Origin of the sequence: Corallococcus silvisoli (assembly GCF_009909145.1) — a bacterium.
Lineage (GTDB): Bacteria > Myxococcota > Myxococcia > Myxococcales > Myxococcaceae > Corallococcus > Corallococcus silvisoli.
Genome location: NZ_JAAAPJ010000017.1, coordinates 65,886 through 89,555 on the forward strand (window position 1 = coordinate 65,886; position 23,670 = coordinate 89,555).

The 23,670-nt window shown below is 69.2% G+C and carries 14 protein-coding genes; 9 read left to right on the top strand and 5 right to left on the bottom strand.

The window, feature by feature from the left end:
- The first annotated feature begins 10 nt into the window (after window positions 1-10).
- From GTY96_RS28935 to GTY96_RS28970, 8 genes are read left to right on the top strand one after another with little or no spacing between them, the layout of a single operon-like run.
- On the top strand, window positions 11-610 hold the full coding sequence (locus tag GTY96_RS28935) for a hypothetical protein (protein WP_143904822.1): 600 nt from the start codon (window positions 11-13) through the stop codon (window positions 608-610).
- A gap of 9 nt (window positions 611-619) precedes the next feature.
- On the top strand, window positions 620-1,258 hold the full coding sequence (locus GTY96_RS28940) for a DotU family type IV/VI secretion system protein (protein ID WP_143904821.1): 639 nt from the start codon (window positions 620-622) through the stop codon (window positions 1,256-1,258).
- A complete protein-coding gene (locus tag GTY96_RS28945; RefSeq protein WP_143904820.1) occupies window positions 1,255-1,578 on the top strand; it encodes a hypothetical protein in 324 nt (107 codons plus the stop codon). Before GTY96_RS28940 ends, GTY96_RS28945 begins: the two co-directional genes overlap by 4 nt.
- A gap of 3 nt (window positions 1,579-1,581) precedes the next feature.
- Window positions 1,582-5,280: a type VI secretion system membrane subunit TssM gene (locus GTY96_RS38430; protein WP_161666427.1), complete on the top strand. Its 3,699-nt coding sequence runs from the start codon at window positions 1,582-1,584 to the stop codon at window positions 5,278-5,280.
- Window positions 5,277-5,795: a hypothetical protein gene (locus GTY96_RS28955; protein WP_161666428.1), complete on the top strand. Its 519-nt coding sequence runs from the start codon at window positions 5,277-5,279 to the stop codon at window positions 5,793-5,795. The genes GTY96_RS38430 and GTY96_RS28955 overlap by 4 nt, the downstream gene beginning before the upstream one ends.
- An 8-nt stretch (window positions 5,796-5,803) precedes the next feature.
- Window positions 5,804-11,176 (top strand): choice-of-anchor D domain-containing protein, encoded by a 5,373-nt coding sequence (locus tag GTY96_RS28960; RefSeq protein WP_161666429.1) that lies wholly within the window; start codon window positions 5,804-5,806, stop codon window positions 11,174-11,176.
- 46 nt (window positions 11,177-11,222) lie between these two features.
- Window positions 11,223-12,209: a hypothetical protein gene (locus GTY96_RS28965; RefSeq protein ID WP_161666430.1), complete on the top strand. Its 987-nt coding sequence runs from the start codon at window positions 11,223-11,225 to the stop codon at window positions 12,207-12,209.
- Window positions 12,210-12,234: 25 nt separating this feature from the next.
- Window positions 12,235-14,088: a lipase family protein gene (locus tag GTY96_RS28970; protein ID WP_161666431.1), complete on the top strand. Its 1,854-nt coding sequence runs from the start codon at window positions 12,235-12,237 to the stop codon at window positions 14,086-14,088.
- Between the two features lie 23 nt (window positions 14,089-14,111).
- Here the strand turns inward: GTY96_RS28970 and GTY96_RS28975 are convergent, their stop codons facing one another.
- The 4 genes from GTY96_RS28975 to carB all read right to left on the bottom strand — a co-directional run bounded on the left by GTY96_RS28975 (window position 14,112) and on the right by carB (window position 21,424).
- Complete coding sequence (locus tag GTY96_RS28975) at window positions 14,112-14,774, bottom strand: pentapeptide repeat-containing protein (RefSeq protein ID WP_161666432.1); 663 nt, start codon at window positions 14,772-14,774, stop codon at window positions 14,112-14,114.
- Between the two features lie 303 nt (window positions 14,775-15,077).
- Complete coding sequence (locus GTY96_RS28980; protein WP_161666433.1) at window positions 15,078-17,087, bottom strand: rhomboid family intramembrane serine protease; 2,010 nt, start codon at window positions 17,085-17,087, stop codon at window positions 15,078-15,080.
- Window positions 17,088-17,319: 232 nt separating this feature from the next.
- On the bottom strand, window positions 17,320-17,613 hold the full coding sequence (locus GTY96_RS28985; protein ID WP_161666434.1) for a hypothetical protein: 294 nt from the start codon (window positions 17,611-17,613) through the stop codon (window positions 17,320-17,322).
- A gap of 559 nt (window positions 17,614-18,172) precedes the next feature.
- On the bottom strand, window positions 18,173-21,424 hold the full coding sequence (gene carB, locus GTY96_RS28990; RefSeq protein WP_161666435.1) for a carbamoyl-phosphate synthase large subunit: 3,252 nt from the start codon (window positions 21,422-21,424) through the stop codon (window positions 18,173-18,175).
- A gap of 139 nt (window positions 21,425-21,563) precedes the next feature.
- Here carB and GTY96_RS28995 point away from each other — a divergent pair, with 139 nt between their 5' ends.
- Window positions 21,564-22,367, top strand: a complete 804-nt coding sequence (locus GTY96_RS28995; RefSeq protein ID WP_161666436.1) for a hypothetical protein — start codon at window positions 21,564-21,566, stop codon at window positions 22,365-22,367.
- A gap of 60 nt (window positions 22,368-22,427) precedes the next feature.
- On the opposite strand, the gene GTY96_RS29000 is transcribed toward GTY96_RS28995, so the two are convergent.
- Window positions 22,428-23,621, bottom strand: coding sequence for a pyridoxal phosphate-dependent aminotransferase (locus tag GTY96_RS29000; protein ID WP_161666437.1), 1,194 nt, complete (start codon window positions 23,619-23,621; stop codon window positions 22,428-22,430).
- Window positions 23,622-23,670: the final 49 nt, after the last annotated feature.

The window sequence follows — 23,670 nt, forward strand, 5'->3', positions numbered from 1 at the left end:
GACGGCGCACATGGGCAAGCTCATCTGCACCATCGAGATGGACAAGGAGAAGGGCCTCATCCTCACCACCGAGGACAAGGACGGGAAGATCCTCCAGACGGTGACGATGGATGGCGAGGCCATCACCCTGGAGGTGAAGGGCAATGACGCGACGAGCACCGTCGTGCAGAAGCAGGACAGCGTCACCGTGACGTGCAAGTCGTTCGTGCTGAAGGCGGAGACCATCGAGGTCACCTCGTCGAAGGCGTCTTCGTGGAAGAGCGACGACACGTTCGCGCTGGAGAGCAAGAAGGCCTTCACGCTCACCACCGAGGACAAGCTGACGCAGAAGGCGGCGGCGGACGCGTCGCTCAGCTCCGACAAGGCGGTGTCGCTCAAGGCCGCGAAGGCGTTCAGCGTGGAGGGCTCCGAGGTCAAGGTGGAGGGCAAGACCGGCGCGGTCTCGCTGAAGGCGCCCACCGTCAAGATGGACGGCACCAAGGACGTGGTGGTGGCGGCTCCCCAGGTGAAGGTGGCCGCGGAGGTGCAGCTGGCGCTCAAGTCGGACGCGATGGCGGAGCTGAAGGGCGGCATGACGACCGTGGGCGGCTCCATGGTGAACGTGGGTTGAGGGGGCGCGATGAAGCTGGAGCACTGGCAGGTCGTCTTCACGCAGTACCGGCAGGCCCAGGCCGTGCTGGAGACGTGGCTGCCCTCCGTGGTGCCCGGCTCGGGCGCGGCCTCGGGGCTGGTGGGCCGCGAGGGGCTGCGGACGCTCCAGGAGCAGCTCCTGGAAGTGGTGGAGCGGCTGCGCGCGGGCCTGGGTGCGCACGCGCGGGAGGAGGAAGTGCAGGACGCGCTCAAGCCCTTCACGTACCTGGTGGACGAGCGGGTCCTCCTGCGGCTCGCGGACGCGGAGCAGCCCCTGTGGCCGCTGCTGCAGTACCGCCTCTTCGGCGAGGACGGCGGCGGCGAGGCCTTCTATGCGCTCGCGGATCAGCGGCTGGACGAGCCGGGTTCCCCCGCGCTCCTCTTCGAGATGCTGCACTTCTGCATCACCGCGGGCTTCGGCGGCCGCTACCTGGGCCACACCGCGAAGCTGCGCGAGTACCAGGAGCGGCTGGCGGCGCGCATCGTGACGCCCCCGCCCCTGCCCGCGCCCTCGGCGCCCGGAGACGGCTCCGGGCCGCTGCTCTACGCGTTTCCCGCCCGCTACTACGCCATCAGCGCCGCCAGCGTGCTGGGGCTGCAGGCCGTGCTGTGGTGGGTGACCCGGTGACGACCGCGCCCCCACGCCCCGCTCCGGGCGCCCCCGCCGCGCCGGGCCTCGAGTCCGCGCCGGCCGTGCTCCAGGAGCTGTGCCGCCTCATCGACGCGCGCTTCGGGCCCGGACGCCGCGGCATGGGACCCCTGCTGGAAGAGCTTGGCCAGGGACTGGCCGCGCTCCTGCCGGGCCCCGCGGATCCGCGGCTGGCGCCAGAAGCACAGCAGCAGGCCTGCGCGGCGTTCGCCGGCACGTTGGACACGCTGGAAGACATCCTGGAGGCACTGCACCGCGCGGGCCGGGCCAAGGACGTCACGGGTTGGGGGGAGCGCTGAGCCATGGAGGTCATCAAGAAGCTGACGGCGTTCATCCCCCCCGCGTGGAAGCCCTGGGTGCTGCTGGCCCTGGCGCTCCTGGCGCTGGGCGTTCCGCTGTTCCTCGCCTGGCGTGCCAAGCGCAAGGCCGCGGCCTCGGCCGCGCCCGCCGCCCCCCTGCCCCTGGCGCGCAACCGCCTGCGTCAGGTCCGCCAGAAGTTCCTCGCCGGGCTGCCGTTGCGGCACCGGGTGGCGGTGACGGACCTGCCGGGCGTGGTGGTGCTGGGGCCCGCGGGCGCGGGCAAGTCGCGGCTCATCGAGCTGGACCTGGACTGGAAGCGGCAGGCGCGGCAGTTCCTGCCCAGCCTCCTCACGGACTCGCTGCTCCAGGTGTACCTGGGCGCGGACGTCGTGGCGCAGGAGGTGTCCGCGCAGTTGCTGGAGGACGAGACGCCCGAGGCTCGCGAGGCCCTCCGCCGGCTGTGGAAGGACACCTTCGGCCACGGCCAGCAAGCGCTGGCGGTGCTGGTGTTGGACGCGCGCTGGCTGGCGGAGACGCCGCCGGACGAGGTGCGCCGGGCGGCCCAGCTGCTGCGCGGCAAGCTCAACCTCCTGTCGGAGGTGCGCGAGGGCGCGCTGGAGACGCGCGTGTGCCTCACCCACCTGGATGAGCGGGAGGGCTACGGGGACTTCGCGCGGCTGCTGCGCGCGCACCACGTACCGCTGCGCTTCACGCTGCCCCCGGTCGGTGAGGAGGGCAAGCTGTCCACGCTGCTCAAGACGCACGAGCAGTACCTGGCGCTGGGCCTGACGGCGCTGCCGGTGGAGTCCTTCGAGCGGCTGGAGCGCTTCTACTCGGAGGGGCACGCGCCCTTCGAAGCGCTGGCGCGCTTCGTGACGGCGCTGATGGAGGGCCAGACGCTGGCGTACGCCCCCAAGCTCTCCACCGTGTCGCTGTCCTCCGCGGACGCGCAGACGCGCGACCCGGACGTGCTGTCCGTGTCCGCCGAGGCCAGCACGGCGCGCGCCGTGCGCGAGCGCTACCTGCACACGCACCTGCGCCGCGCGGTGCTGCTGGGGCTGGCGTGCGCGCTGCCCCTGGGGATCGCCTACGGGCACTTCGCGTGGCGGCTGGGGCAGGCGAGCACGCGCGTGCAGCGCTTCGAGGAGACGGTGCAGCGCATGCGCGACCAGGGCCAGGAGGTGTCCGGGGCCGTGGCGCAGGATCAGGTGCTCGCGGCGGGCCAGTCGCTGGACACGCTGTGGCGGGCCATGAGCACCTGGCCGCTCCTGCGCTACAGCTTCACGGGCGCGCGCGAGGATCTTCGCCAGCGTCTGGCGCGGGGCATCCGCGAGGCGCACATCCGGCCCGCGCTGGAGAAGTGCCACCGCCAGCCGGACACGTGCCGGCCGGAGCAGGTCGTCTACCTGCTGGCCACGCTGCACGGCTCACGGGACGAGGCGCTGGGGCAGCTCGTGCTGGCGAGCCTGCGCACCCGCCCCACCTGGAGCTTCATCCCGGAGGCCAGTGGACCGGCGCCCGCGGCGGATGGCGCGACCCTGGACGCGGCGCGCTCCTGGGTGTCGGCGGTGGGCCTGAGCGAGCCGCTGGTGGCCGACTACGTCCTCATGAGCGATCCGCCCTGGAAGGCGCCGGACACGCCCGAGGCGGACTGGGCCCGCTGGCCGTTCCCGGAGCCGCTCACCCTGGAGGCGCAGCTGGCCCCGTGGCAGTCGCACCTGCGGCGGCTGCAGGACCTGCTGCAGAACCGCTCCGTGGAGCCGCACGACCTGGAGCGTCTGGACGCGGACCTGGAGGCCATCCAGGACGAGCGCCGGCGGCTCCAGTCACTGCTGGACGACAGCGCGCGCTTCAGCAGCCTGCCGCGCGCGCTGGAGCTCCTGGCCGCCTCCGAGGCGCGGGTGGACACCAGCCGCTTCCGGGGCATCCCCTCCACGCTCAAGACGGTGGCGTGGATGAACGACCACCGCGAGGTGCTCTCCAACGTGCTGCGCATGGAGGAGGAGGCCTACCTGGGCGTGAAGGCGGTGCAGAAGATGAGCGTGGCGGAGCTGCTGGTCCGCGACGGCCTGTGGCTGCCGGGCAACGGGCCGGCGGTGCTCCAGGTGCCCGTGCTCCAGAGCACCTTCGAGTTCCGTCCCAAGGACGGCTCGCGGCTGCTGCACCAGGCGCTGCTGCGCTACCACGAGAAGACGGGGCGACTGCCCTTCGGCGCGGTGGCGGCGGGCGAGGACGGGGTCGCGGCGCGTGGAGGCGCGGGGCTCGCGGCGGACCGGCTGGAGTTCGATACGCGGCTGCGCCCGATGGTGGATGAGTTCACCCAGCGCATCAAGGGCTCGGGGCTGCCGGTGGAGGAGGTGTCGCAGCGCCAGGAGCACGTGCGCCGCAAGGTGAACCAGTTCGCGTTCCAGTACCGCAACCGCCTGTTCCAGCGCGTGTCCACCTACCGCTTCCAGGCGCTGGTGCCCGCGCTCCTGGCGGAGGAGCTGGCGCGCCTCACCCAGCCCTCCTCGGAGCTGGTGGACATGCTGCGCGACGTGGCCCAGGGCGTGGCGCTGGAGCCCCTGGAGGGCCCCTTCTACGAATCGCTGCGCAACGCGGTGGCGCCGTTCAAGCCCATCGCCACGGTGATGAAGCCGGACGAGAGCGGCAACTACGCGGCGCTCAATCCCTACCGCGCGCTGGTGGCCCAGATGTCGGACGAGCTGAACGCGGTGCCGCGTCCGGGCGCGGTGCCCCCGGGGGCGACCGCGTCGCTCACCGGCGGCCCGGCCACCCCTCCAGCGCCCAACACCGGCGCCGCGCGCCTGCCGGAGCTCCTGACGCCGCTGGGGCGTCTGGCGTTCGCGATGATGCTGGAGGACGAGGCGTCCTACCTGCACAAGGTGGACGCGTGGCTGGATCAACAGGGGCTCATCGGTGAGCTGCGCCAGCCCTTCCGCCAGCCGTTCCTCGCGGTGCGCGAGCTGGGGCAGCGGGAGATCGAACGGACCCTGGAGCGCCAGTGGGAGGACGCCTCCGGGCGCTTCCTGCGCCCGCTCCTGGGGCGCTACCCGTTCACGGCGGACGCGACGCAGGAGGTGGACCCAGGCGACCTGGAGGTCCTGCGCCGGCAGGACGGCGCCTTCTGGGAGTTCGTCACGCGGGTGCTGGCGCCGGTGTGCGAGGAGCGCGGCTCGGAGTGGGTGCCGCGCGGCGCGCTCCAGTCGCGGCTCGCGCTGCCCGCGGGCGTGTTGCCCACGCTGGGACGGCTGTCCCGGCTGGCCCGCGTGTTGTGGGACACGGAAGGACGGCCACGGCCGCTGCTGCTGCAGGTGATGCCGCTGCCGCTGCCCAAGGCGCCCACGCCGGGCAGCTTCGTGACGCTGGGCTCGCTCAAGTGCGGCAAGACGACCTTCCTGGCCTACAACCAGAGCCCGTCGTGGCAGGAGTTCCCCCTGGCCTGGTGGGATCAGCAGACGGCGTCGCTGATGGTGGAGGTGCGCGCGCCCGCGGACCAGTCAGTGCAGTACGCGTCGCTGGAGAAGTCGCGCTCGGCGTGGAGCTGCTTCCGGTTGCTGGAGTCTTCACAGGCCACGGAGGACCAGCACCGTCAGTGGTCGCTGCGCGCACGCGGGAGCGCGGCCACGGACGGGGCGATGGACCTCCGCTTCGGGCTCAAGGGTGAGCCCTGGATCCCGTTCCGCGAGGTGCCGCGATGAAACCCTGGGCGATCTGTCTTCCGGCGGCGCTGTGCCTCCTGGCCGCGTGCCAGCCGAGCACGCTCCATCTGAGCGTGAAGGCCCCTTCGGGGACCAACCAGGGGCGGCCGCTCTACATGCTGGTGCGCAAGGTGGACCCCAAGCAGTTCGCCATCGAGTCCTATGGCGAAGTGTCCGCGCGCGTCTTCCAGCCGGACGCGGACGTGCTGCTGTCGGCGCTCATCTATCCGGGCACGCTCCAGCGCATGAAGGTCCCGCTGCCGGACAACGCGCCAGTGGCGGTGTCGTTCCTGTTCACCGCGCCTGACGGGACGTGGCAGCAGTTCGTCAACGCGCCCGCGCCCGGCTCGCTGGACATCGAGTTGCTCGAAGGGCGCATCCGCACCGGAACCCAGCCAGCGGAGCCGCGCCAACCTGACGGCGACGGTGCACCGAAGCCGCCTGAAGCCCCCACCGCCCCCAAGGCGCCCCCTGCCTCCGGCGCCAAGGCACCGGCGCTCACCGCCAAGAACTGAGGTCGCCCATGAAACGGCTCCTGCTCCTCCTCACGGCCTCGCTGTGCGTGCTCTCCGCCTGTGGCCGCGAGAGCGAAGACGAACCGCGTATCGCCTTCGGGCGTTACAACCTGGACCCTGAAGACGGGGGCGACGCCGGGCCCGCCGACGGAGGCGACGCCGGCTCCACCGACGCGGGACTCGGCGACGCGGGCCTCGGTGACGCGGGACTCGGCGACGCGGGCCTCGGTGACGCGGGGCTCGGTGACGCGGGCCTCGGTGACGCGGGACTCGGCGACGCGGGACTCGGCGACGCGGGACTCGGCGACGCAGGTCCTGAGGTGCAGGAGTTCCCGCTGACCCTGTCGGACTCCTCCATCAACTTCGGCCCGCAGGCCTCGTGCAATTCGGGTTCGAGCGCGGTCTCGCTGCGCAACCCCTCCACGAAGACGCGCAAGATCCTCCACGCGACGATCAGCGGGGGCTTCACCTTCCTGGGGCTGTACACCACATCGAACACCCTGTGCGCCCTGCCCTGCACCGTGCCTGCCATGCCCCAGGGCAGCACGAACCGGCTGGACGTGCGGGTGAGCTTCGTTCCCCCTCAGCCCGGGGCCTTCCACGGGACGCTGACGCTCTACACGGATGATCCGGAGCGTCAGTCGCTCCCGATAACGCTCGACGGTCAGGGCACCGGGCCGCTGCTCGTGCTCGGGCAGTCGTCCGTGGCGTTCGGGCCTCAGTTGGTGAACACGCCGACGACGCGCCAGGTGACGGTGATCAACCTGGGCAACGAGTCGTTCTCCGAGGTTCCCTCCGCCACCGCGCCCTTCAGCGTGCCCAACGCGCCGCTGACCATCGCCGCGGGAGCGTCGAAGCCGCTGACCGTGACCTTCACGCCCGCCAGCCGGGGCACCTTCACGGGTGCGCTCACCCTGGCGTCCAGCTCCATGTGCCCCACCCCACCCTTCGCCTGGCTCAGCGGCGAGGGCCAGCTGCCGGCGAAGCTCATCCTCAGCCGCGACACGTTGTCCTTCCCCCAGACCGCGGTGGGCACCGACAGCGCCACGCAGGAGGTCACGGTCCGCAACAGCGGCGACACGACACTCCAGGTGTCCGCGCTGACGATGTCCCCGGGCGCCCCCTTCCGTGTGGACCCCTCGTCCGCCTTCAACCTCGCCTCCGGGGAGACCCAACGCCTGACGTTGACGTTCCGTCCGACCCAGGCAGGCAGCGCCTCCGGAACCCTCTCCTTCACCAGCAATGACGCGACCCTGCCCGCGCCGCAGGTGGCCCTGACGGGCACGACGACGCCGGGGACGGCCTGCATGGACGTGTCCCCGAGGTCGTTCGACTTCGCCGAACAGGAGTCCGGTGACGCGACCAGCGAGCTGCGCCGGGTGACGGTCACCAACTCGGGCAACGTCGCGCTGACGGTGACGCCCACGCTGACGGGCAGCAATGCCTTCTCGCTGAACCCCGCCACGGCGTTCACGCTGGCACCGAACTCGGCGGGACGGGAGATCCTGATCACCTTCAATCCCGGCATCGGTGAGAGCGGCGCCCTGCAGGGTCTGCTCACCTTTGGCACATCCCCGTCCACGGCTTGCCCGTCTGACGTCGCGCTGAGTGGAACGGCGCGCAAGACGTCCCTGACGGTCAGCCCGGCGTCGCTGCCCTTCGGCGACGCCATCGTAGGCGAGGCGGCCCCCACACGGCAGGTCACGCTCACCAACTCCACCAACTGGCCCGTGAAGGTGTTCCCGGTCCCACCGGAGTCGCTGGCGCCCTACACGCTCGCGGGCATTCCCGCCTCGGGGCTGACCATCGCGGCGCGCAGCAGCGCCCTGCTGACGGTGACGTTCGCCGCGAGCGCCTGGGGCGAGTCCTTCCCCCGCACGCTCCAGTTCCAGACGGACGCCACCGTCGCCGTGGCCTCGGTGGCCATCACCGGCCGGGCGCTCGCGCCCGAGCTGACGCTGCTGGTGGACCCCCTGGTGTTCCCGAACGTGGCCCCTGGCGGCGAGCAGACGTCCGACCTGACGTTGCGCAACACCGGCAACCAGGCCCTCTTCCTGTCGAAGATCACCCCGGACAGCGACGCGCACTTCCAGGTGGTCGACTTCCTGCCCCAGACGGTGCAGCCGAACCAGACCGCCACCGTGAAGATCCGCTTCCGTCCCACGGACGTGGGAGCGCTGGAGACGCGGCTGCGCTTCTTCACCACCGACGACAAGGTCCTGCCGCGCACGCTCATCGTCAAGGGCACCTCCGCGGGTCCCATCGCCATCTTCGGCGTGGACGCCATCAGCTTCGGGGCCCGGCAGGTCGACCAGGCGCACGTCAATGGCCAGCTCACCCTGCGCAACCTGATCCAGGCCTCGGAGGGCCTCAAGGTCACGGCGGCGCGCGTCCTGCCCGCCGGCTCGGCCTTCTCCGTGGATCCCATCACGGGCTCCGAGCCAATCATCGGTCGCGGTGAGGAGCGCCCCCAGCCCTTCAACATCACCTTCCGGCCGACGGTGGTGGGCAAGCAGCACGAGGACACGCTGGAGATCGTCTACCAGGGCGTCACGACGGGCGTCACGACCACGCGCAGCTTCGTGCTGACGGGCCGGGGCGCGGACGCACAGATGTCCGCGCCGACCGACGCCGTCGACTTCCCCGCCACGCTGCCAGGCGCGACGAGCCTGCGCTCGCTCGTCATCACCAACTCCGGTCAGGTGCCCATCGATCTGCTGAGCGTGAGCACCGTGCCGGACACCTACTTCCGCGCGACCGTGGACCAGTGGCCGGACACCATCATCCCGGTGGGAGCCACGCGCCGCATCGACCTCACCTTCAACCCGACGGCCACCGGGTCCTTCTCCTCGCAGCTGGAGATCCGGCTGAAGAAGTCACCTGGAGCGCTCGCGCTCTCCCGGCAGCTCTCCGGCGTGGGCGCCTTCGCGAAGCTGGACCTGAGCAACAACCAGCTCGTCTTCGGCGAGGTGCCCCGGCTGGGCACGAGCACCAGGTCCATCGTGCTGCGCAACACGGGCTCCGCGCAGCTCACCGTGAACAACGTGACGGGCAGCGGCCCCTTCACGGCGAAGCTGAACAACGGCCAGTTCCCCATCAACCTCGCGCGGGACGCCACCACCCAGCTCGACGTCACCTTCCGGCCGGAGACGGCGCAGGACGTGAGCGCCACCCTGCACGTGCTCAGCAACTCCGACCAGACCACCGACCTGCCCATCGTCGTCTCGGGCCGGGGCACGGTGCCGTTGCTGGTGCTGCCGGGCGGCACGAGTCCCCGCTTCGCCCCCCAGGCCCTGGGCATCGAGGGGCCGCGCCAGCCCCTGGTGGTGAAGAACGACGGCAAGGCGCCGCTGGTCGTCTACTCCGTGACGGTCCCCGGCGACTTCTGCCTGCGTCCGGATGATGGGACGCAGACCGACGGCTGCCCGTCCGCCCTCTCCGGCTTCACGGTGCTGCCCGGTGACGCGCATACGTTCCTCGTGTCGGCGAAGCCCTCCGCGCGGGGCAACATCACCAGCGTGCTCACGATCGTGAGCAACGCGGAGACGACCCCCAACACCGTGCAGTTGGCGGTCGAGGGCGTGGGCAGCGTGTCACTGCCGACCAGCTCGGTGAACTTCGGGCCGGTGAACTTCGGCTCGTACTCGGATCAATCGGTGACGGTGACCAACACCGGCATCACCTCCGCGCAGGTGTCGGTGGACTTCGCGGCGGGGAGCTCGGAGTTCTCCGCGCAGAACCTCCCGCTGGTGGTGCCCGCCGGTGGCAGCACCCCGCTCACGCTGCGCTTCCGGCCCCAGGGGTCGACGGGAGGTCCCCGGACGCTGCTGGCCACGCTGCGCGTGGGCGGCACGGCCTCGCAGGACCCCATCACCCTCACCCTCCAGGGCACCGCCACGTCGGCGCAGTTGGATGTGACCCGCCGGGACGCGGTGGCCTTCGATGGGTCGCTCGACTTCGGCGGCACGCGGGTGAACACCACCTCCGAGTTCATCGGCCTGCGGCTGACCCACGTGGCGCCGCTCGGGGCGTCGGACGCGGGCACGGAGGCGGGCATGCTCACCGTGCAGGACATCATCCTGGATGGAGAGGACGCCAGGGCGTTCGTCCTCCAGAAGCCGCCCATGCCGGTGCGGCTGGTGCCAGGGGGAAGCATGGACCTGTCGCTCCAGTTCCACCCGGACGCGCAGCGGCGCTTCAACGCGGTCCTGCGCATCACCTCCGACGACAGCCACGCCAGCACCCTGCTGGTGACGCTGGGCGGCCGAGGCCGGACGAACCAGCTCAGCCTCTCCACGCCCACGCTGGAGTTCGGAGCGCGGGTGGCCGAGTCCTCCGCGTCGGCGGTGCGTTCGGTGCGGCTCACCAACGAATCACTCCAGCCGTTGAAGGTGCAGGGCCTGGAGATCATCGGGGTGTCGGAGAACTCGGAGCCGTCGCACTTCAGCGTGGAGTCCGCGCCCACGTTGCCCTTCACGCTGGCGGCGCAGGAGGCGAAGGACCTGTTCATCAAGTTCGTGCCTCGGCCGGACGTCACGTCCAAGGCCGCGCTGACCGTGGTGACGAGCGACCTGGAGTCGCCCGTGGCGCAGGTGGCGCTGTCGGGCCGCGGGCTCTCCACGGTGTTCCGTTCGCTCAGCCGCACGCTGGACTTCGGCACCGTCAAGCAGGCGGAGCCGGTGACGACGAAGGTGGCGCTCACCAACGACAGCACGCAGGAGCTGATCCTGCTGCCGCCCAAGTTGGAAGGGCCGCAGGCCACGCACTTCGTGGTGGTGTCTCCCACGCTGGGCGCGGACGGGCGCGTGTTGGCGCAAGGCGACTCGTTGACGCTGGAGCTCAAGTACGACACGTCACAGATTGGCGCGGCGAAGGCGACGCTGGTCCTGGGCACGAAGGACCAGGAGCGCGCGGCGCTGGTCGCCTTGTCCGGGGTGACGGTCGCCAGCTTCCTGACCATCGAGCCGATGGAGCTGGACATGGGCTGGGTGGACATCGGGGGCACCAGCGCGCCGCGCAGCGTGACGCTCACCAACCAGTCCGCGTCGCCCGCGCGGCTGAGCGTGGTGGAGAACACCAACCCCTCGTTCGAGATCGACGCCAGCGCGCTGGACGCGGAGCTGGCGCCGGGAGCCCAGGCGACGGTGGGCATCACCTTCCGCGGCCAGGTGGGCGGCCCCGCGGAGGGCACGCTGCGGCTGCGCCTCCGGGGAGAGACGACCGCGGAGGCCGCGCTCACGCTGAAGGGGCAGGCCCGGACCCTGGGAGGCACTGGCGGTGGCTGCGCCTGTGGAACCAGCGGAGATGGAGCCGCGGCGCTGGCGCTGTTGCTGCTGCTGGGGCTGGGGCTCGGCCGGCAAGCGAGGCGCGCGCGGAGCTGACCGTTTCAATTCCTGACGCCTGTCGCATCACTCCGAAGGGAGGACCATGGACTTCACAGAACTCAATATCGCCGGAGGTACCGGCGACTTCCATGTGAATCAGTTCCGGATCCACTTCAGCATCCCCGGGCTGGAGGGGGACGGCCGGAACGCGGTGCCCCTGCTCGTGGCGGACTTCATCAAGGACTTCCCCCGGTACTTCAACGGCGTCGAAAAGGGATTGACCGAGAACAAGGCCACGGTGGCCTGGTCCACCAAGAAGTTCGAGCTGAACAAGACGCTCCGGTTCGTGCTCGACTTCAGGTCGGAGAGGTTGGGCATCAACCTGCCCGACATTCACAGCGACTGGGTCCACGTCCTCTGGCAGAACGCGAACAAGGGCTTCGCGGCGCAGACGCTCAAGCGCAACTTCGCGGAGCGCGCGGACTACCTGACGTCCACGATGTCGCCCCTCCTGGGAGAGGTCTTCAACCGGCTCAACCAGTATCACTTCCTCGCGGGGCGCCGCTCCTGGGTCTTCGGGCTCGTCGAACCCGGCATGCCCGGCTGGACGCCTGGGGTCCTCATTGGCAAGAACGAGGGCGGAAAGTTCAAGGCCTACAGCGGGGCGCCTCCACCGCTCTTCTACCTGGAGTCCGCCGCGGTCGAACGCTATTCGATGCTCCTGTATGAGCTGATGGAGGCAGGGGGAGACCTCCTCATCGACATCCGGAAAGCGATTGTCTCCATCTGGAGCATCCTCCTGGCCAACTACGTCCAGGCCAGGGGCTTCCGACTGAACGTCGGGCATCCCAAGAGCTACATGACGGATGACGGGAGCAGCCTCTGGGACAGCCAGGCCACCTGGCGCGGCGTCTACCGCCGACAGGCGGAGTTCGAGAAGCCCGGGGACCTCTACGCCAAGAAGTGGGTCCAGAACCTGCTGACGCTGCACCCGGCGTTGAAGAGCCAGGTGCTCACGAACGGCGAGGGCAAGGGAGTCGGCGGCGGTGGCGGCAGGTCTGGCGGGGCGGGCTCCAGCGGCAGTTGGTGATCCGTACCGACCCGAGGGACCACGCATGCGAGACATCCCCAATATCATCGTGCTGGTGAGCGGGACGACGGACCCGACCAACACCGACACCCGCTCCCACTCCGCCAGCTATCAGAACACCAAGCCCCTCACGGATCCGGACTGGTACTGGGGAGAGAACCCCGGACTCCGCAAGGACATCGAGGCCCTGCGCCAGCGATACACCAACGTCCACATCTTCACGGCGCATGGCTGGTCTGGAGACAACGGCGCGTCGAACCGGCGCGTCGCTGGAACCTATCTGGCCAATCGCCTCTGTGGGGCCGAGGGACAAGTCGCCTACTACAAGAAGTTCCTCAAGCAGGAGGTCGCGTTCCATTTCATCGGCCACTCACATGGCGGGAACGTCATCAACGAGCTGACGCGACAGGCAGCCAAGGTCTGGCCGCGCACCTGGAAGATTCGCAGCGTCACCTACCTCTCGACGCCCTTCTTCCAGCGACAGCATCAGGTGGACACGGGCGTGTTCCACGAAGAATGCAAGATCGTCAACGTCCACAATCAATACGACCTGACCCAACGGGTTGTCGCTGACTTCTCGCTGCTGCCATTCCACGACGCGCTGGAGAAGGCGGGGTTCGAGCAGGTCACCCAGCTGTTGGCCGACATCCACTTCGACGGCCAGCTCCTCAAGGACGCCATCAAGTCCACGCGCCCCAGGGACGCGGATGATTCGTGGCGAATCAATCTGAAGCTCCTGATGGCCTCCGACAAAGCAGGGAAGCTCTACGACCACTGCATCCAGCTCTTGGAGAAGATCAACGGCATCTTCGCCAGGCTCCGCGAAATCATCCGCACACTCAGCAAGCCCTTTGATTTCCCCGTCGCGATCGAGCTCCAAGGCAAGGCGGCCACGAAGCGAGCCATCCTGCCCGAGCTCCTGGCCGGCCGCTTCATCGGTGAACTGGACAAGCTCGAAAAGAGCCTTTCGCCCCTGATGAAGGCGCTCAAGGACCGCAAGAAGAGCGGGAAATACCCTCTCGACGGCCTCTTCGACGACCTGCATGTCTCCACGTTCCTGAAGGCCCTTGCCCAGTTCATGCGGGTGGACGTCAAGACCCTGAGCGGCCCCCTGTGTGACTTGATCGCCGGCATCCTGAAGTATCAGATTGAATCCTTCGACAACACGGGCACCTCTCCCCGGGCCCAGCTCAAGGCGACGCCGTTCAGCGCCAGCCTCACGGATGTCGACATCACCGCGGCGGACCCCTACAGCCAGTTTCAACTCGAAGCGACCTACAAACGTTTTGTCGGCCGATTGGAGACCAGTGAGATCCGGTACGACAAGTACTCGGCGCAGACGGATCTGATGGATCTGATCTTCACCCTCGCGGCCAACGTGGGCCTGGTGCAGAACCTCGTCTCCGACTGGGGGAAGACCGTGCACAACCTCCGGGTCATCCTGGAGTGGGTGACGGTCAGCCTGAAGGTGGAGCGGTTCCTTCCGGACCTTCCTGTCATCACTCCTCTCTCGCCCATCAACCTGTTACGCGAGGCGAGTCACCTGGCGAGCATCCCCGTTGTCGCGTCACTCGCCGAGCTGTGCGGCGCGGTTGAGTCCTTTGTCACCGTCCTCAAGGAGCGCAGCGTTGGAAAGATGGAGGTCACTCCCCTCTTCTCCCCGTTGCAGCCGTTTCCTCTCAACCAGACGCGCCTGCCCATCCCCAACAAGGCCCTCGAGCCATTCCCCCGAGCCCCCGCGAAGCTGGAGTTCAAGCCAGCCGTGACCTACGGAACGATGGACTACTTCATGCGGGTCTCACACTCCGTCAGCCGGCAAGAGCTCTATCCCAAGGTCCGGTCCGTGATTGAGGGACAGATCACGAGCAAGAAGCGCTGAGCGGCTCGCGGCAGGCGCCCCGCTCAGGGCTTGAGGGGAACACACCGGCCGACGGAGCCGGGGCCGCAGCGGGTGCCATCCACCCAGGTCGCATGCTCCAGTTGGACGCCTCGAAGGTCGGTTTCGAGGAGTTCGGCACCGCGCAGATCCGCGCCTTCCAGTGAGGCGTCGCGCAGGTGGGCTCCCTGGAAGCGGGCGCCTTGCAAGTTGCAGTAGGAGAGGACGGCCTCACTCAAGTCGGCCGACCGGAGGTCCGCGCGCTGCAGGTTCGCCCCACCGCTGGGCACGGAATAGGCGTGGGTCTGCTCCGTGCGCTGATAGGGGCCCGCGGGGCCAAAGAACTTGCTCCCGGCCAGCTGGGCCCCCCGAAGGTTGGCGCCTTGGAAGTCCGCCCCGTCCAAGGCGAATGCGGAGCGAAGATCGGCGCCTTCCAGGTTGGCATCCTGGAGCTGGGCGCCCGTCAAGTAGGCGCCATCGAAGCGTGCGCCTTGGAGGTCGGCCCTGCGCAGGTCGGTGGAGGTCAGGGACGCGCCGGTCAGGTCCGCGCCACGGAGATTCGCTTGAGCGAGCCGCGCCTCTCTGAGCCTGGCTTGCCGGAGTTGGGCTCCAGGCAACGCCGCCCCTTCCAGCCGCGCGCCCGTGAGCTGACAGCCGTTGCAGGCCCGGGTCTCGAGGAGCCTGCGCACGACCTTCTCCTGCTCGCTCTCGCATCCCGTGAGCAGGCCCCCTGAAAGGGTCAGGAGCATCACGAGCCGGGGGACGGAGGACCGCCAGTGGGGAGTCGAAGCCGACGTCATCACAACCCCTTCGCGCCGGAGGCAGCGCTCGTCTCGGTGGCGACCGGAGCTGGCGCCAGCACGGGCACGCCAGGAACCCCCGGAGATACCATGTGGAGGACGGTGCTGAACAGAAGCGGGGGCCGCGGGGGCCGCGCGGTTCGTCCATGAGCAGGTGTTGACGGGAGAGGTCCGCGAAGGACCGTCGGCCGGCTACGCGTCCGCGGGCCCCTGGCCGTAATAGTGATGCGTGAGCCGGCCTTCGCTGTCGAAGCGCGGATAGCGACCTTCGGCCAGCGTCGGCGCGTCGGGCATGGCGCTGGCGTTCGTGTGCTCCAGCAGCTCCGACAGGAAACGCGCATAGGCCTCGCGCGGAGAGACACCGGGATACCGCTCCGGAAGCCCGAGCCCGGCGGCCGGGACGCGCAGCACGGTCGGGCCTTGGGTCGTGTCGCCCCACGACACCACGAGGTCGGTGAGCACTGTCTGCCGGGGGGCGGCGCCCTCGGGGACGGCTGCCGGCAACATGCCCACGGCCACGGCCAGGATCTCGGTGACGGACAGCGACCTGCGCTGACCGCCGCGGGCCTCCACCATCAATGCCTTGTCGGACAGGCTGAGGATGCGACAGGGGATGATGCGAGGAGGCATCGTCGAGCCTCCGGGCATCGCGGGCGCTTGGGCCGCGATGGCGCGTGCTCTCGGTGTGGCAGCCTCCGTGTCCAGAGTGATGCCGCGGTCCCTCAGCCGCGCCTCCATCCGAGTGACCTCCGACTCGAGCTGCCCCACGCGCTCCGCCAATGCCGAAGCATCGCCGGTCGCCAGCACCTTCGCCCGCGACAGATATTCGAGTGCCCGCGCCGGCTCCTCACGGCCCGCAAGACGCAACTCCGCCGCGCGAATCAAGGCCCGTACCGCCATGATGCCGCTGCCCTTGCCAGCCACGGCGTACAGGGGTTCGGCCATGCGGAGGGCGGAGAAGGAGGCGCCCTCCACTTCCAGCACCTGCGCGACCCGCCATGCGACTCCGGGACGCAGGCGATCCAAGGGAAGCAGCGGGCCGAGCAACTCCACGGCCTGCCAGATGGGCTCGGGTGTCTCGCGAGCCACGAGCAACTGGAGCGCCTTCTCCACCTTCGCGGCACCGGACGCATCCTTGCCGTCCTCCAGCTCCATCCGCCCCAGCGTGAGCAATGCCTCCGTGTTGTCGGGCTGGCCCCCCAGCACACGGAGGATGCCCGCGCGCGCCTTCTCGCGGTCGCCGTTCTCGAGCGAGCTCTGGGCCTCCACCAGGCGAGGATCCGCGACCCAGCCCCCCTCGCGCGCGGCGATGGCGGGTGCGACGAAGCGCTCCTCCAGATGGGTGATGCGCAGCGCACTGGCCGCGCAGAAGCCAAAGACAAACCCGCCGATGTGGGCCATCACCGCGACGCCCGTGTTGTTCCCCCAGAGGACGAAATCGAGCACTTCGTTGCCGAACCACAGCCCCGCCCAGGCCCACCCGGGGACGCCGAAGGTGCCGCGCCAGATGCGCAGCAGCCAGATGAGGTAGCCCACGCGGACCTTGCGCGTGGCGAAGCGCAGACAGAATGCGCCCATGCAGGCGGCCACCGCACCGGAGGCGCCGACCATCAACGTCTCCGAGCGGGGATCGAGCGTGAAGTGGGCCATCGCCGCCACCAGTCCGCCCGCGACGTAGAAGCCGGCGAACAGCGGCCGCCCCCAGACGTCCTCGAGCAGCAGCCCCACGACATAGAAGAACAGCATGTTCCCCAGCAGGTGCATCCAGCCGAGGTGCAGGAACATGTACGTCAGCCAGCCCCATTGAAGCACGCCCCGTGCGGGCACCAGCCCCAGGCGCTGGAGCAGGTGCGAATCCTTGCGCTCCAGGACCTGCTGACAGTGGGCGTCGAGCCGCGCCTGGAGCGCCGCGACGTCCACGCGCGGGCTCGGAGCCTTCGCCCGGGAGCGCAGCTGGGTGATCAGCTCCTTGCCCTGCTCACTGAGCAGGGCGTTGCAGCCCGGGGCCAGCTCCAGTTGGGGGTGTTCGGCGGTTTCCCGAATCAGCTCGACGAGCTCACGCTCGCTCACGCCCGTCGGGTTCGCTGGAACCACCCAGGTCACGAAGAAGGCGACGACACAGACCGCCGCGATGGAGACGGACACCCAGGGGCGACGATCCAACGTCGCGCCATCCACGCCCAGTGGAAGGAAGAACATCATGAAGGAAACTCACCCCAACGGGCGGGACCCCCACCCATGACGCATCCTGACAGGGAACCATTCCCCTCGCGACCTGCCGCCCCTTCATACGAATCGGTCGCGTCCCCTGGGCACCGCGGACCTCAAAAAAGAAGTCCTCCTCGACGAAACACCGCTGCTGGACGACCACCATCAGGCGCCGTTGAAACCCGTCGCCAGACAGCAGTCGCCCCTCAGCCCCCAACCGAAAGAATCAAAAGCTGCTCTCTCCCGGAGGAGGAGCCCCAGATGCATCTGGAACGACGGCCGCGAATTCCATTGCATCATCCGTGCACACCGTCTCGAACGCCCAATAGTAGAAGCGATCTCCCGGCCGGCCTTTCTCCTTGATGTACTCCACCAAGTCATCGGCGAAGTAGAAAACAAACGCCTCCGGCGACCTGCCCATCCGATAAAACCTGTGCTCGAGAATCAAGGCCGACTTCTCTCGAATGAACTCCGTCATTCGCTCCAGATGTGAATCATCCACAATCTCAAGCTTTTTCATTCAACCCCCAGTCCAACAAACAAGACACAAGCAACACACCCGACATCAACTCCACAATCTGCACGCCATCCAACCTTGCGGACTCCCGCATCGTGGCAGCACCCATGACTCTCTCATCGAGACGGCACGCTTGCGCGGTTGGGACTTGATCCACTGTAGGCGTAGGACGGCCCCCGCTGCCATCCATCGCCCTGGCGCCGTCACGCTCCCGCAGCGCCTGGATTGACAGACGCTCGCGGCGAATTCGCGATCCGGAACCCGCGCTCCTCTCCGAAGGGCACATACACGCCAAGCGTGAGCTGTTCGGTCATCCCATTCGGGATGAACCCACCGATAAGACAACGCCCCATCCGTGGAGCCCCCATCGAGAATTGACAGAGGCCGAACGCATTGCGCCCTTCGAACAGGCGAGAACTCAGAGAAGGTATCGGTATGCCGTCGGATTGCAGTGGAGAGACGGGAGTAACTCCTCCGCCGCTGTTGCTCCTGAGGGTCCGTCAGGCGCATCGACAAGCAGTGGGGCGCCGCCTCCACGGCGGCGCCCCAGAGGCGCCCTGCCCTACCGGCGCGCTGGAGGAACGCCGTTCTCGCCGTACAGGTAGTCCTGCAGCGGCTTCACCGCGAGGTCCGAGCGCTTCAGCGACTCCAGCGCCCCCACCGCCATGCGCGCCGCCTGCACCGTCGTGTAGTACGGCACCGAGTGCATCAACGACTCACGGCGAATGGAGAAGCTGTCCGAGATCTCCTGCTTGCCGAAGGTGGTGTTGATGACCAGCACGATCTCCCCGTCGACAATCTTGTCGACGATGTTCGGCCGGCCTTCCTTCACCTTCTGCACCCGCTGCGACTCGATGCCCTTCGTCTGCAGGTAGTCGTGCGTCCCCGCCGTCGCCGTCAGGCTGAAGCCCAGCGACCGCAGCCGCCGCGCCAGGTCCACCACCGCCGGCTTGTCCTCGTCCTTCACGGAGATGAACACCCGCCCCGCCTTGGGCAGCTTCACCCCGGCCGCCAGCTGGCTCTTCGCGAACGCGGACGCGTAGTCCTCCGCGATCCCCATCACCTCGCCCGTCGACTTCATCTCCGGGCCCAGGATCACGTCCACCCCGGCGAAGCGCGCGAACGGGAAGACGCTCTCCTTCACCGCCACGTGCTTGAACTCCGGCTCCTCCGTGCGGCCCAGCTCCTTCAGCGTCTTGCCCACCATGCAGAGCGCCGCGATCTTCGCCATCGGCATGCCCGTCGCCTTGGAGATGAACGGCACCGTGCGGCTCGCGCGCGGGTTCACTTCCAGGATGTAGATGTTCTTCCCCTGGATGGCGAACTGCACGTTCATCAGCCCCACCACGCCCAGCTCGCGCGCCATGGAGATGGCCTGGTCCTTCATCCGCTCCACCAGGTCCGGCGACAGCGAGTGCGGCGGCAGCGTCGCCGCCGCGTCACCCGAGTGCACCCCCGCCTCCTGGATGTGCTCCAGCACGCCGCCAATCAGCACCTGCCCCGTGCGGTCCGCGACCAGGTCCAGGTCCACCTCGATGGCGTCCTTCAGGAAGCGGTCGATGAGCACCGGGTGCTCCGGCGACGCGCTCACCGCCTCGCGCATGTAGCGCTCCAGGCTCGACGCGTCGTAGACCGTCTCCATCGCCCGGCCGCCCAACACGTACGAAGGCCGCACCATCACCGGGTAGCCAATCCGCTCGGCCACCTTGAAGGCCTCCGCGTGGCTGCGCGCCACCCCGTTCTCCGGCTGCCGCAGGCCCAGCTTCTCGATCAGCTTCGAGAACTTCTCGCGGTCCTCCGCCCGGTCGATGGCCTCCGGCGACGTGCCCAGGATGGGCAGGCCCGCGAGCTCCAACGGTACGCTCAGGCGCAGCGGCGTCTGGCCGCCGAACTGCACGATGGCGCCCACCGGCTTCTCGCGCTGGGACACCTCCAGCACGTCCTCGATCGTCAGCGGCTCGAAGTAGAGGCGGTCAGACGTGTCGTAGTCCGTGGACACCGTCTCCGGGTTGCAGTTGACCATCACCGTCTCGTACCCGGCCTCGCGCAGCGCGAAGGCCGCGTGCACGCACGCATAGTCGAACTCGATGCCCTGGCCGATGCGGATGGGGCCGCTGCCCAGGATGAGCACCTTCTGCCGGTCCGTGGGGGGCGCCTCGTCCTCTTCCTCGTACGTGGAGTACAGGTAGGGCGTGTACGCCTCGAACTCCGCGGCGCAGGTGTCCACCCGCTTGAACACCGGCCGGATGCCGCGCGCGTGCCGGTGCGCCCGCACCTCCGCCTCCGGGTAGCCCATCAGGTTGCCCAGGTACTTGTCGGAGAAGCCGTGCGCCTTCGCCTGCCGAAGGACGTCGTCCGCCAGGTGATCCAACCGGCCGATGTCCGCCAGCGACTGCGCCTCGTGCACCAGCGCCTCGATGTGCCGCAGGAACCACGGGTCGATGGCGGACAGCTGGTGGACCTGCTCCACCGTCATCCCCTCGCGGAACGCCTGCGCCACGAACCACGGGCGCTCCGGACGGGGAACGCGCAGGCCCTCGCGCAGCACCTTCTCCCGCTCTTCCTTCTCCTGCGGCAGCTCCGGCGACTCCAGGCCCACCCGCCCCAGCTCCATGGAGCGCAGCGCCTTCATGTACGCCTCGGGGAAGGTGCGGCCAATCGCCATCACCTCGCCCACCGAACGCATGCTCGTCGTCAGCGTGCGGTCCGCCTTCGGGAACTTCTCGAAGTTGAAGCGCGGCACCTTCACCACCACATAGTCCAGCGTCGGCTCGAAGGAGGCCGGCGTGTCGCGGGTGATGTCGTTGCGCAGCTCGTCCAGCGTGTAGCCCAGCGCCAGCTTCGCGGCGACCTTCGCGATGGGGTAGCCCGTCGCCTTGGACGCCAGCGCGCTGGAGCGAGACACGCGCGGGTTCATTTCGATGACGACCATCCGCCCGTCCCGCGGGTGGATGCCGAACTGGATGTTCGAGCCGCCCGTGTCGACGCCAATCTCGCGGATGATGGCCAGCGACGCCTGACGCATGCGCTGATACTCGCGGTCCGTCAGGGTCTGCGCGGGCGCCACGGTGATGGAGTCACCGGTGTGCACGCCCATCGGATCCAGGTTCTCGATGGAGCAGATGATGATGACGTTGTCCGCGGAGTCGCGGACCACCTCCAGCTCGTACTCCTTCCACCCGAGGACGCTCTCCTCCACGAGGATGGTGGAGGTGGGGCTCGCCTTCAGGCCGGAGCGGCAGATGGCCTCGAACTCCTCGCGGTTGTACGCGATGCCACCGCCCGTTCCACCCAGCGTGAAGGAGGGACGGATGATGGCCGGGAAGCCGATCTCCTCCACCAGCGCCATCGCGTCCGTGAGCGTCGTCGCGTAGCCGCTCTTGGGCAGCGCGACGCCAATCTTCTGCATGGCCGCCTTGAAGAGCTGACGGTCCTCCGCCTTGTTGATGGCCTCCAGCGACGCGCCGATGAGCCGCACCCCGTACTTCTCCAGGATGCCCCGCTCGGCGAGCGCCTTCGCCAGGTTGAGCGCCGTCTGCCCGCCCATCGTCGGCAGCAGGGAGTCAGGGCGCTCGGCGGCGAGGATCTTCTCCGCCGCCTCCACGGTGATGGGTTCAATGTAGGTACGGTGGGCGAACTCAGGGTCCGTCATCACCGTGGCGGGGTTGCTGTTGAGCAGCACCACCTCCACGCCCTCGTCCCGAAGCGCCTTGATCGCCTGGGTGCCTGAGTAGTCGAACTCGACGGCCTGCCCGATGACAATCGGGCCCGAGCCAATCACGAGAACCTTCCGGATATCGGTACGCTTGGGCATCGGGCGCCCCCCATACCAACGTCCGCCGCCACATGCACGCGGTGCGTTGTGGCATCCGAGTATCCTGTCCGGCGCCCGCTCGGTCGGGGACCCGCTCCGGGTCCTCTGCTACGCTCCCGCGCTTCCTTCCGGAGGTTCCATGCGTCGCTGGCCCCTGGCCCTGCTCGTCCTCTTCTCCGCGCCCGCCCTCGCCCAGGACACCGCTCCGGCCACTCCGCCCGCCCCTGAAGCGCCTGCCCCAACCCCCGCGGCCGCACCTCCTCCGGCGGCCATCCAGGCCCCCGCGGAGAAACCCGCCGGCGAGCCCGCGCCAGCGCCCGCCGCGCCGCCTCCTCCCCAGCGCAAGGCGCCAACAGCCGCCGCCACGCCTCCAGCCGCCGCCACGCCTCCAGCCGCCGCCCCCACGCCGCCGCCAGCCACCGCGGTCACGCCCCCGGCGCCCGCTCCCGCCACGACCCGGGCCCCGGCCCTGCCCCCCACGCCGTCCAGCGCGGGCGCCCAGCTGGCCCCGGGCCGCGAGGGCTCACGGCCCACGGAGGAGGAGCTGTCCCCCGAGGGAATGGCGCGGGCGATCATCCAGCAGGAGGCGCGCTTCCTCTTCCAGAGCCTGCTGACGGGCGACGTGCGCAACGCCTCGGCGGAGCTGGCGTACCCGTTCCAGCTCGAGGACAAGCGCTACAACACGCCCGAGGAGCTGGTGCAGGTCTGGGTCAAGCAGCTGCGCGCGCGGCGCACGGACCTCATCACGCTCTACGACATCGAAGTGCTGCCCATCGCGGAGATGGAGAAGAAGTACGGCAAGCCGCCCGCGCGCCTGGGGCTGGACCCGCGCGCGCTCAAGGACACCTGGGCCGCCGTGGGCAACCTGTCCGGCCACGCGGCCATCTTCCTCTTCCGCGGCAGCCAGGACCTGAGCTGGCGCGCCTTCGCCTACACCGACTGATGCCGGACGAGACGGGCGGATGGGCATCCCCGCCCATCCCCCCTACGCGCGCACCGCGGATCAGCTCAGCGCCGCGACGAACTCACGCAGCCGCTTGAGGCCCTTCTGGAGCACCTCCCGCGAGGTGACGAAGCTCATGCGGATGTAGCCCGGGGCCCCGAACGGATCACCCGGCACCGCCGCCACGAGGAAGTCGTTGAGCAGGACCTCGGAGAGCTGGAGCGAGCTGGTGAGCGGCGTGCCCTTGTACGAGCGGCCCAGGAGCGCGCGCACGTCCGCCATCGCGTAGAAGGCCCCCTCCGGCATTCGGCAGCGGATGCCGTCGATGGCGTTGAGCCCCGCGACGAACAGGTCCCTGCGCTCGCGGTACTCGTTCACCATCGCGGTGATGGTATCGGGCGGGCCGTTGAGCGCCGCCAGCGCCGCCTTCTGGGTGATGGAGGACGCGTTGGAGGTGGACTGGTCCTGCACCAGCTGCATGCCGGAGATGAGCGCCTTGGGCCCCGCCGCGTAGCCCAACCGCCAGCCCGTCATCGCGTAGGACTTGGACAGGCCGTTGGACACGACGAGCCGGGGCACCAGGTCCGGCGCCACGTTGCCGATGTTGAGGAACGCCTCCCCCGTGTAGAGGAGCTTCTCGTACATGTCGTCGGTGATGAGGAGGCAGTCGTGGCCGCGCACCGCGTCCGCGATGCCCTCCAGCGTGGCGCGCGAGTACACCGCGCCCGTGGGGTTGGCCGGGCTGTTGAGCACGATGGCGCGCGTGCGGGGGGTGAGCGCGCGGCGGATGGCCGCGGGGTCCGGCGCGTAGCCGTCCTCCTCGCGCGTGGGGACGATGACCGGCGTGCCGCCCGCCAGGTGCACCATGTCCGGGTAGCTCACCCAGTACGGCGCGAAGACGAGGACCTCGTCGCCTTCATCCAGCAGCGCCTGGAAGCAGTTGTAGAGCGACTGCTTGCCACCCGCCGTCACCACCACCTGATCCGGCGCGTACTTCAGCCCGTTGTCCTTCTCCAGCTTGCGGCAGATGGCCTCACGCAGCTCCGGCATGCCCGCGGTGGCCGTGTACTTGGTGAAGCCCGAGCGGAGCGCTTCGATGGCCGCCTGCTTCACGAACTCCGGCGTGTCGAAGTCCGGCTCGCCGGCGGCGAGCACCACCACGTCCTCCCCCTTCGCGGCGAGCGCCTTGGCGCGCGCGTTGAGGGCCAGGGTGGCGGAAGGCTTGATGGCTTGCAGCCGGCGGGCGAGTTTCATGCCTTGATGCGTAGCGCGGAAGTCCCGGAGCGGACAAGCCCTTCGGCCG

Bases quoted from the DNA above. Each gene is read 5' to 3' on its own strand.
- GTY96_RS28935 (WP_143904822.1), top strand. From the start codon at position 11: ATGGGCAAGCTCATCTGCACCATCGAGATGGACAAGGAGAAGGGCCTC.
- GTY96_RS28940 (WP_143904821.1), top strand. From the start codon at position 620: ATGAAGCTGGAGCACTGGCAGGTCGTCTTCACGCAGTACCGGCAGGCC.
- GTY96_RS38430 (WP_161666427.1), top strand. From the start codon at position 1,582: ATGGAGGTCATCAAGAAGCTGACGGCGTTCATCCCCCCCGCGTGGAAG.
- GTY96_RS28955 (WP_161666428.1), top strand. From the start codon at position 5,277: ATGAAACCCTGGGCGATCTGTCTTCCGGCGGCGCTGTGCCTCCTGGCC.
- GTY96_RS28960 (WP_161666429.1), top strand. From the start codon at position 5,804: ATGAAACGGCTCCTGCTCCTCCTCACGGCCTCGCTGTGCGTGCTCTCC.
- GTY96_RS28965 (WP_161666430.1), top strand. From the start codon at position 11,223: ATGGACTTCACAGAACTCAATATCGCCGGAGGTACCGGCGACTTCCAT.
- GTY96_RS28970 (WP_161666431.1), top strand. From the start codon at position 12,235: ATGCGAGACATCCCCAATATCATCGTGCTGGTGAGCGGGACGACGGAC.
- GTY96_RS28980 (WP_161666433.1), bottom strand. From the start codon at position 17,087: ATGATGTTCTTCCTTCCACTGGGCGTGGATGGCGCGACGTTGGATCGT.
- GTY96_RS28985 (WP_161666434.1), bottom strand. From the start codon at position 17,613: ATGAAAAAGCTTGAGATTGTGGATGATTCACATCTGGAGCGAATGACG.
- carB (WP_161666435.1), bottom strand. From the start codon at position 21,424: ATGCCCAAGCGTACCGATATCCGGAAGGTTCTCGTGATTGGCTCGGGC.
- GTY96_RS28995 (WP_161666436.1), top strand. From the start codon at position 21,564: ATGCGTCGCTGGCCCCTGGCCCTGCTCGTCCTCTTCTCCGCGCCCGCC.
- GTY96_RS29000 (WP_161666437.1), bottom strand. From the start codon at position 23,621: ATGAAACTCGCCCGCCGGCTGCAAGCCATCAAGCCTTCCGCCACCCTG.